Annotated in this window: 7 protein-coding genes; 6 read left to right on the top strand and 1 reads right to left on the bottom strand. The window is 53.9% G+C overall.

The window, feature by feature from the left end; all coding sequences use genetic code 11:
- Positions 1-338 precede the first annotated feature (338 nt).
- The 6 genes from cyoA to ERD80_RS21705 all read left to right on the top strand — a co-directional run bounded on the left by cyoA (position 339) and on the right by ERD80_RS21705 (position 6661).
- Positions 339-1262, top strand: a complete 924-nt coding sequence (gene cyoA, locus ERD80_RS21730; RefSeq protein WP_031279652.1) for a cytochrome o ubiquinol oxidase subunit II — start codon at positions 339-341, stop codon at positions 1260-1262.
- Between the two features lie 4 nt (positions 1263-1266).
- Positions 1267-3249, top strand: coding sequence for a cytochrome o ubiquinol oxidase subunit I (gene cyoB / locus ERD80_RS21725; protein ID WP_021507180.1), 1983 nt, complete (start codon positions 1267-1269; stop codon positions 3247-3249).
- A complete protein-coding gene (locus ERD80_RS21720) occupies positions 3249-3863 on the top strand; it encodes a cytochrome o ubiquinol oxidase subunit III (RefSeq protein WP_021507179.1) in 615 nt (204 codons plus the stop codon). Before cyoB ends, ERD80_RS21720 begins: the two co-directional genes overlap by 1 nt.
- A complete protein-coding gene (locus tag ERD80_RS21715; RefSeq protein WP_022549333.1) occupies positions 3863-4192 on the top strand; it encodes a cytochrome o ubiquinol oxidase subunit IV in 330 nt (109 codons plus the stop codon). Before ERD80_RS21720 ends, ERD80_RS21715 begins: the two co-directional genes overlap by 1 nt.
- 13 nt (positions 4193-4205) lie before the next feature.
- The gene (gene cyoE, locus ERD80_RS21710; RefSeq protein ID WP_021507178.1) at positions 4206-5093 is read left to right on the top strand and encodes a heme o synthase; all 888 of its coding nucleotides are present in this window, start codon (positions 4206-4208) and stop codon (positions 5091-5093) included.
- A gap of 203 nt (positions 5094-5296) precedes the next feature.
- Positions 5297-6661, top strand: a complete 1365-nt coding sequence (locus tag ERD80_RS21705) for an MFS transporter (protein WP_031279651.1) — start codon at positions 5297-5299, stop codon at positions 6659-6661.
- Between the two features lie 56 nt (positions 6662-6717).
- On the opposite strand, the gene ERD80_RS21700 is transcribed toward ERD80_RS21705, so the two are convergent.
- A partial coding sequence (locus ERD80_RS21700; RefSeq protein WP_168926311.1) for a zinc-binding dehydrogenase occupies positions 6718-7222 on the bottom strand: 505 nt, incomplete at its 5' end.

Here is a 7222-nt window from a genome sequence, read left to right as displayed (position 1 = left end):
TAACAATTCTGAGTAATATTTAAATCCGGTGAGCAATTAATTTGTAGAAATTTCATCGCCAAAATGATGCAGAATTGTTAAATAAATGAGTATTAAAACTCCGGTTTATGCTTTCCCTGTTTTCTCTGCGGTTAATGTCATTGGTTTTTGTTATATTGCCGCCAACTGCTTGTCGCAGTTAATAATTTGTCACCCTGCGCAACATCTGTGACACCCTTAGCAAAAGGTGTCAACAGCCTTCTGACACATCCTTAAGCTGGTTTACACTGCATAAACCTTCCCGTAAAATGCGCGCACACTTAAACGACAATAGAGCCCTTTGTCATTGAGGTCGTTAAATGAGACTCAGGAAATACAATAAAAGTTTGGGGATTTTGTCATTAATTGCAGGCGCTGTATTACTCAGCGGCTGCGATAGTGCGTTGTTAAATCCCAAGGGACAGATTGCACTGGAGCAACGTTCACTGATTCTGACAGCTTTCGGCTTGATGATGATCGTCGTTATTCCGGCAGTCTTAATGGCTGTTGTGTTCGCCTGGAAATATCGGGCAACCAATACCAACGCGAAGTATAGCCCTAACTGGTCACACTCTAACAAAGTGGAAGCCGTGGTCTGGACCATTCCGATCCTGATCATTCTCTTCCTCGGCGTGCTGACCTGGAAATCAACCCACGCGCTGGAGCCGAGCAAACCGCTGGCCTCTGACGTGAAACCGGTTGAGATCGACGTAGTGGCACTGGACTGGAAATGGCTGTTCATCTACCCGGAACAGGGTATTGCAACCGTCAACCAGATTGCCTTCCCGGCAAATACTCCGGTGAACTTCAAGATCACCTCGAACTCCGTTATGAACTCCTTCTTTATTCCTACGCTCGGCAGCCAGATCTACGCCATGGCGGGTATGCAGACCAAACTGCACCTGATCGCCAACGAGCCAGGTACGTTCGACGGTATCTCTGCTAACTTCAGCGGTCGCGGTTTCTCTGGCATGAAGTTCAAAGCCATTGCCACCAAAGACGATGCGGAATTCCAGCAGTGGGTTGCCAAAGTTAAAGCGGCACCTAACACGCTGACCACCATGGATGATTTCGAAAAACTGGCTGCGCCAAGCGAAAATCACCCGGTGGAATATTTCTCAACTGCGAATCCGGAACTGTTCAAGCAGGTTATTGATAAGTTCATGATGAGCCACGGGAAAATGGACATGTCGCACGAAGGCATGGACATGAATCACGCCGCAGCTGCGGGAGCCGAGGAATAATACGATGTTCGGAAAATTAACACTGGATGCAGTGCCCTACCATGAACCCATTATCATGGTTACGGTCGCCGGTATCATCATTGGTGGTCTGGCGCTGATCGCTGCTATTACCTATTTCGGTAAATGGCAGTATCTGTGGTCTGAATGGTTAACCTCCATCGACCACAAAAAACTGGGTATCATGTACATCATCATGGCCTTTGTCATGCTGCTGCGCGGCTTTGCCGATGCGGTAATGATGCGTACCCAACAGGTGATGGCTTCCGCCGGGGAAGCAGGCATACTGCCACCGCACCACTACGACCAGATCTTCACCGCTCACGGCGTGATCATGATCTTCTTCGTGGCGATGCCTTTCGTGGTGGGTCTGATGAACATCGCGGTTCCGCTGCAAATCGGTGCCCGTGACGTTGCCTTCCCGTTCCTGAACAACCTGAGCTTCTGGTTCACCGCTATCGGTGTGATCCTGGTTAACCTGTCACTGGGTGTGGGCGAATTCGCACAGACCGGCTGGCTGGCTTATCCACCGCTCTCGGGGGCAGAATACAGTCCTGGCGTCGGGGTCGATTACTGGATCTGGAGTCTCCAGCTCTCCGGTATTGGTACCACGCTGACCGGTATCAACTTCTTCGTGACCATTCTGAAGATGCGTGCACCGGGCATGGACCTGTTCAAGATGCCGGTATTCACCTGGGCAGCACTGTGTACTAACGTCCTGATTATCGCTGCGTTCCCGGTTCTGACCGTGACGCTGGCACTGTTGACGCTTGATCGTTACCTCGACTTCCATTTCTTTACCAATGATATGGGCGGTAACATGATGATGTACGTCAACCTGATCTGGGTCTGGGGTCACCCGGAGGTGTACATCCTCGTTCTGCCGGTGTTTGGTGTCTTCTCTGAAGTCACGGCCACCTTCTCGAAAAAGCGTCTGTTTGGTTACACCTCGCTGGTGTGGGCAACCATCGCCATTACCGTTCTGTCGTTCATCGTTTGGCTGCACCACTTCTTCACCATGGGTGCCGGTGCGAACGTTAACGCCTTCTTCGGTATCATGACGATGATCATCGCGATTCCGACCGGGGTGAAAATCTTTAACTGGCTGTTCACCATGTATCAGGGTCGTATCGAGTTCAACTCGGCGATGCTGTGGACCATCGGCTTCCTGGTCACCTTCTCCGTTGGTGGGATGACCGGCGTACTGCTGGCGGTACCAGGCGCAGACTTCGTGCTGCACAACAGCCTGTTCCTGATTGCACACTTCCACAACGTTATCATCGGTGGTGTGGTGTTCGGTTGTATGGCTGGCGTGACCTACTGGTTCCCGAAAGCCTTCGGCTTCACCCTGAACGAAACCTGGGGCAAACGTGCTTTCTGGTTCTGGATCATCGGCTTCTTCGTTGCCTTTATGCCGCTGTACGCGCTGGGCTTCATGGGGATGACCCGTCGTCTGAGCCAGGACATCGATCCGCAGTTCCACTCTCTGCTGGTAGTTGCAGCAGGCGGTGCAGCGCTGATCGCCTGCGGTATCCTGTGCCAGCTTATCCAGTTCTGGGTATCGGTACGTGACCGTGAGCAGAACCGCGATCTGACCGGTGACCCGTGGGGCGGCCGTACGCTGGAGTGGGCAACCTCTTCACCTCCGCCGTTCTACAACTTTGCTGTGATCCCACATATCCACGAGCGTGATGCGTTCTGGGAAATGAAAGAGAAAGGCGAAGCGTACAAGCAGCCAGAAAAATATGAAGAAATTCATATGCCGAAAAACAGCGGCGCGGCCATTGTTATCGCTGCCTTCATGACAGTCTTCGGTTTTGCCCTGATCTGGCACATCTGGTGGCTGGCAGGTCTTACTTTCCTTGGCACCATCGTGACCTGGATTGTGAAGAGCTTCGATGAAGACGTGGATTACTACGTACCGGTTGCTGAAATCGAGCAGATCGAGAAGAAGCACTTTGATGACATCAGCAAAGCAGGTCTGAAATAATGTCAACTGAAACCGTTAAACACCACCACGACGCCCATGCGGAGCATGGGCATCACGATGCGGGAGCCAATAAAGTCTTTGGCTTCTGGATCTACCTGATGAGTGACTGCATTATCTTCGCAACCCTGTTTGCGACCTATGCGGTCATGGTTAACAACACTGCCGGTGGCCCGGCAGGTAAAGATATCTTCGAACTGCCGTTTGTGCTGGTTGAAACCGCGCTGCTGCTGCTGAGCTCCATCACGTATGGTATGGCAGTGATTGCGATGAACAACCAGAACAAAGGTTCGGTCATCAGCTGGCTGGCGTTGACCTTCCTGTTCGGTGCCGGATTTATCGGGATGGAAATCTATGAATTCCATCACCTGATCAAGGAAGGTTTCGGTCCTGACCGCAGCGGCTTCCTGTCTGGCTTCTTTACTCTGGTCGGTACGCACGGTCTGCACGTGACCTCTGGTCTGATCTGGATGGCCGTGCTGATGTTCCAGATCGCTAAACGCGGTCTGAGCGCCACCAACCGCACCCGTATCATGTGTCTGAGCCTGTTCTGGCACTTCCTGGATGTGGTGTGGATCTGCGTATTCACCGTTGTCTATCTGATGGGGGCCATGTAATGAGTCATTCTGTAAACGAACATGGTGCATCTCACGGTAGCGTGAAGTCTTACATGATCGGCTTCATCCTCTCGATCATCCTGACGGCGATCCCGTTCTGGATGGTGATGGATGGCAGTGCTTCTCACGGCACCATTCTGGGTGTGGTTCTGGTGTGTGCAGTGGTTCAGGTGCTGGTGCACCTGGTCTACTTCCTGCATCTGGACAGCAAATCCGAGGGTGGCTGGAACATGGTGGCCATTGTCTTCTCCGCAGTCATTATCCTGATTGTGGTGATTGGCTCACTGTGGATTATGTGGAACCTCAACTACAACATGATGGCCCACTAAAGAGTCACGCGTAATGATTAAGCAATACCTGCAAGTAACAAAACCAGGAATTATTTTCGGCAATTTAATTTCTGTGATCGGTGGATTCCTGCTGGCTTCAAAAGGCAGCATTGATTACCCCCTGTTTCTCGTCGCTTTGGTGGGCGTTTCGCTGGTGGTCGCATCCGGTTGTGTATTCAACAATGTGATTGACCGCGACATCGACATCAAAATGGAGAGAACGCGGAACCGTGTTCTGGTCAAAGGCCTGATCTCGGCGAAAGTAAGCCTGGTTTATGCAACCGCATTGGGTATTGCTGGCTTTGCGTTGCTGTATTTTGGCGCTAACCCGCTGGCCATGTGGCTGGCGGTGATGGGCTTCGTCGTCTATGTCGGCATTTACAGCCTCTACATGAAGCGTCATTCGGTCTATGGCACGCTGATTGGCAGCCTCTCTGGCGCTGCGCCGCCAGTGATTGGCTACTGCGCGGTGACCAACCAGTTTGATGCCGGCGCGTTAATCTTACTGGCTATCTTTAGCCTGTGGCAGATGCCGCACTCCTACGCGATTGCCATCTTCCGCTTCAAAGATTATCAGGCCGCCAATATTCCGGTTCTGCCGGTGGTGAAAGGCATCTCCGTGGCGAAAAATCATATTACGCTGTACATCCTGGCGTTCATGATTGCCACGCTGATGCTGTCGCTGGGCGGTTATGCTGGCTACAAATATCTGGTGGTGGCTGCCGCCGTCAGCGTGTGGTGGCTGGGTATGGCACTGTCAGGTTACAAAACCTCAAACGACAAAGTTTGGGCGCGTAAACTGTTCGTGTTCTCCATTGTCGCCATCACTGCGCTGAGCGTGATGATGTCGGTGGACTTTATGGCCCCGGCCTCTAAGGACCTGCTGACTTACGTCTGGTAAGTCAGACCGTTACTCCGGACAAGGGCGCGAATTTCGCGCCCTTTCTTTTTGTTACCACTGCTTAAAAACAATTGTTTTACCCGCCCTGCCCTGCTTTCTAAAATAAGCGCTGCATGCCCCGGTGAGCCGGGTCGCAGATAAGGGCGCGCAACCTGTGCCGCTGCAACCTGAAGTCCCAGGGGCATAAACTTACAGAGGTTGGAATGAACGATAATAGAATGACACCAGTTGAGCTTCGGGCAACATGGGGTTTAGGCACAGTTTTTTCCCTGCGCATGCTGGGAATGTTTATGGTCCTGCCGGTACTGACCACTTACGGTATGGCTTTACAGGGCGCCAGCGAAACGTTGATCGGTCTGGCAATTGGTATTTATGGTCTGGCGCAGGCCGTGTTTCAGATCCCCTTTGGTCTGCTGTCCGACCGTATCGGCCGCAAGCCGCTGATTGTCGGTGGCCTGCTGCTGTTTGTGCTTGGTAGCCTTATTGCCGCCACCAGCACCTCCATCTGGGGCATTATCCTTGGTCGTGCGCTGCAGGGCTCCGGTGCCATTGCCGCGGCGGTGATGGCGCTGCTGTCAGACCTGACCCGTGAACAGAACCGCACCAAAGCGATGGCGTTTATCGGCATCAGCTTCGGCGTTACCTTTGCGATTGCCATGGTGGTCGGCCCGATTGTCACGCACGCGCTGGGTCTGCACGCGCTGTTCTGGATGATTGCCCTGCTCGCCAGCCTGGGTATCGTGATCACCCTGCTGGTAGTGCCCAATGCGCCGGGCCACGTATTGAACCGCGAATCCGGCATGGTCAAAGGCAGCATTCGCGCAGTGCTGGCCAATCCCAAATTGCTGAAGCTGAATATCGGCATTCTCTGTCTGCACATTTTACTGATGTCGAGCTTCGTCGCGCTGCCGGGCCAGTTTGAACAGGCGGGCTTCCCGGCGGCTGAACACTGGAAAGTGTATCTGGTGACCATGCTGGTGGCGTTTGTCGCCGTGGTGCCGTTTATTATCTATGCCGAGGTAAAACGCCGCATGAAGCGGGTGTTTGTCGGCTGCGTGGCGCTGATCATCATCGCGGAAATTGTGCTGTGGGGCGCCGCAGGCCACTTCTGGACGCTGGTGATTGGCGTGCAGCTGTTTTTCCTTGCCTTTAACCTGATGGAAGCGATTCTGCCGTCGCTGATCAGCAAAGAGTCGCCGGCGGGCTACAAAGGCACGGCCATGGGGATTTATTCCACCAGCCAGTTTATTGGCGTCGCGATTGGCGGCAGCCTGGGCGGCTGGATTTTCGGCCACTTCGATGCGCAAACGGTGTTTCTGGTCGGCGCGATAGTGGCTGCTGCATGGCTGTTTGTCGCCATGTCGATGCAGGAGCCGCCGTACGTCAGCAGCCTGCGCCTGGTGCTGAGCGATGCGGTGCTGGCGGTACCGAATCTGGAGAAGCGGCTGCGCGCGCAGCCCGGCGTGGCGTCGGTGTTTATCGTGCCGGAAGAGAAAAGTGCTTACATTAAAATTGACAGCAAAGTGACGAGCCGCGTGGAGCTGGAGGCGCTGCTCGCCAGCAGTTAATGACTTAGCCACAGCGGACCGCGATGCTCTGGCGCCACGCGGTCCGCTCAGCGTCACTACAGCGACATATCCACCACAATACGCCCTTCAATTTTGCCGGCGTGCATGCGCGCAAAGATATCGTTGATGTTAGTCAGCGGCTCAACCGCGACATTCGCTTTCACCTTATGGCGACCGGCAAAATCCAGCGCCTCCTGCAGATCTTTACGCGTGCCAACAATCGAGCCGCGCACCGTGATGCCATCCAGCACCATGTCGAAGATCGAGAGATCGAATTTCCCTGGTGGCAGGCCGTTAAGCACCATGGTGCCGCCGCGACGCAGCGTGCCGATCGCCTGTTCAAACGCTTTTGGCGAGACCGCCGTCACCAGCACGCCGTGCGCACCGCCAAAGCTCTCCTGAAACACTTTCGCCGGATCGACCTGCTTCGCATTGGCAACCACGCTGGCACCGAGCCGTTTTGCAAACGCCAGCTTATCGTCGTCGATGTCGACCGCCGCCACGTTGAGCCCCATCGCCACCGCATACTGAATAGCCATGTGCCCCAGACCGCCGATGCCG

The sequence above is a fragment of the Pantoea sp. R102 genome, assembly GCF_004916815.1.
GTDB lineage: Bacteria > Pseudomonadota > Gammaproteobacteria > Enterobacterales > Enterobacteriaceae > Pantoea > Pantoea dispersa.
This window is presented reverse-complemented; position numbering and strand designations above follow the sequence as displayed.

What these genes read in the sequence shown, in the direction of transcription:
- cyoA (WP_031279652.1), top strand. Translation starts at nt 339, where the DNA reads ATGAGACTCAGGAAATACAATAAAAGTTTGGGGATTTTGTCATTAATT.
- cyoB (WP_021507180.1), top strand. Translation starts at nt 1,267, where the DNA reads ATGTTCGGAAAATTAACACTGGATGCAGTGCCCTACCATGAACCCATT.
- ERD80_RS21720 (WP_021507179.1), top strand. Translation starts at nt 3,249, where the DNA reads ATGTCAACTGAAACCGTTAAACACCACCACGACGCCCATGCGGAGCAT.
- ERD80_RS21715 (WP_022549333.1), top strand. Translation starts at nt 3,863, where the DNA reads ATGAGTCATTCTGTAAACGAACATGGTGCATCTCACGGTAGCGTGAAG.
- cyoE (WP_021507178.1), top strand. Translation starts at nt 4,206, where the DNA reads ATGATTAAGCAATACCTGCAAGTAACAAAACCAGGAATTATTTTCGGC.
- ERD80_RS21705 (WP_031279651.1), top strand. Translation starts at nt 5,297, where the DNA reads ATGAACGATAATAGAATGACACCAGTTGAGCTTCGGGCAACATGGGGT.